At 69.0% G+C, this 2,056-nt stretch carries 2 protein-coding genes; both read right to left on the bottom strand.

Annotated features, from left to right (window positions below):
* On the bottom strand, positions 1 to 1,742 hold a 1,742-nt coding region (locus H343_RS0124625), incomplete at its 3' end, for a beta-ketoacyl synthase N-terminal-like domain-containing protein (protein ID WP_028433289.1).
* Between the two features lie 20 nt (positions 1,743 to 1,762).
* Positions 1,763 to 2,056: hypothetical protein (locus tag H343_RS32725; RefSeq protein WP_037905066.1), on the bottom strand; the 294-nt coding region annotated here is incomplete at its 5' end.

The raw sequence follows: 2,056 nt of genomic DNA, 5'->3' as shown, positions 1-2,056 counted from the left end.
ACAGCATCGAACGCCCCCGCAAAGACCGGGAAACGCCCATACAACTCCCGCCCCATACCAAGCCGCTGACTACCCTGCCCCGAGAACAACACCGCAACGAGACGCTCCCCGGCCGCCACCCCACGATCCGCTTCCTCGACACCCTCATCCGTGGCCAGGAGAACAGCACGGTGCTCGAACGAACTGCGGTACGCAGCCAGGGAGTGGCCCAAGTCGACCGGCCGAAGCCCGTCGGCGCCTTCCCTGAAGGACTCAAGGCGGTCGAGCTGCGCCTCCAGGGCCGTCTCCGACCTCGCCGACACCACCCACGGCACCACCGCGGGCGTCACCTGGGCTGTCTCCGCGTCCGGCTGCCCCTCCTCGGCTGCCGGGGTCTGGGCCTCCTGGGCCGGCGCCTGTTCGAGGATGAGGTGCGCGTTGGTGCCGCTCACCCCGAAGGCCGAGACGGCTGCCCGCCGAGGGGTCTCGCTCTGGGGCCAGCTGACCGGTTCCGTCAGCAGTTCGACGGCTCCCGCTTCCCAGTCGACGTGTGTCGACGGCTCTTCCACGTGCAGCGTCCTGGGCAGCACACCTTCACGCAGGGCCTGCACCATCTTGATGACGCCCGCAACGCCGGCGGCTCCCTGCGGGTGGCCGATGTTGGACTTGATCGAGCCCAGCAGCAGGGGCCGCTCCCGTTCCTGTCCGTACGTGGCCAGCAGCGCCTGCGCCTCGATCGGGTCACCCAGCGATGTCCCCGTACCGTGTGCCTCGACGGCGTCCACGTCGCCGACCGTCAGCCCTGCATTCGCCAACGCCTGCCGTATGACGCGCTGCTGGGACGGTCCGTTCGGCGCCGTCAGGCCGTTCGAGGCACCGTCCTGGTTGATCGCCGAGCCGCGAATGACTGCCAGCACCCGGTGCCCGTGGCGCTGGGCGTCGGACAGCCGCTCCAGCAGTACGACCCCGGCACCCTCCGACCAGCCGGTGCCGTCCGCATCGTCGGAGAACGCCTTGCAGCGTCCGTCCGCCGCCAGCCCGCCCTGCGAGGTGAAAGCGGCAAAGCCACTGGGCGTGGACATCACTGCCACGCCACCGGCCAGCGCCAGCGAGCACTCGCCCTGCCGCAGCGCCTGCGCGGCAAGATGCATCGCGACCAGCGACGAGGAGCACGCCGTGTCCACCGTCACCGCCGGGCCCTCAAGACCCAGCAGGTAGGAGATCCGCCCCGACAGCACGCTCGCGGCGAAGGCCGTCGTGGCATACAGCCCCACGTCCTCCGCGGACCGGGTGAGGAGATCGGCGTAGTCCTGGGCGGTGGTGCCCATGAACACCCCGGTCTGGCTTCCGCGCAGCATCTCCGCGTTGAAACCGGCCCGTTCGAACGCCTCCCACGACGTCTCCAGCAGCAGGCGCTGCTGCGGGTCCATCACCACGGCCTCGCGAGGTGAGATCCCGAAGAAACCCGCGTCGAACCCTGCCGGATCAGCCAGGAAGCCGCCCTCCTGAGCGGCGCTGGCGACGGCATCGAGGTCCCATCCGCGGTCGGTCGGGAAGCCTGAGATACCCTCCCGGCCCTCCGCGACGAGCTGCCACAGCTCCTCCGGCGTACTCACCCCGCCGGGGTAGCGACACCCCATCCCCACGATGGCGACCGGCTCCACGGCAGCCGAAATCAACTGCTGGTTCTGCTTGCGCAGCCGGTCGATCTCCTTCAAAGACGACCGCAGAGCCTCGACGTACTGGTTATCGGAGGAGGTCATCAAGTGTCCTTAGATCGCCATCAGTTCGTGGGGTTCGAGTTCTCGCTCGCGAGTCGCAGGAGGCTCTCGCCGTCCATCTCCTCGATCGAGCTCGCCTCTTGGGATTCCGCGGCCGCAACGTCGCCTTCGTCATCGGTGAGTTGCAGAACCAGGTCAAGCAGACCGGCCTTGCGGAGACGGCTGACCGGGATGGCCGCCAGGGCCTCCCGGATCTCCGCGTCCGGGTCATCGGTTCCGTCCTCGGCCGGCACGTCCGGCAGGAGTTCCGACCGTATGTACTTCGCGAGGGCTGCCGGTGTGGGGTGGTCGAAGAC

Source organism: Streptomyces sp. TAA204 (assembly GCF_000424965.1).
The sequence above is the reverse complement of the archived record's forward strand: the minus strand, read 5'-3'. Positions and strand labels throughout refer to the sequence as shown.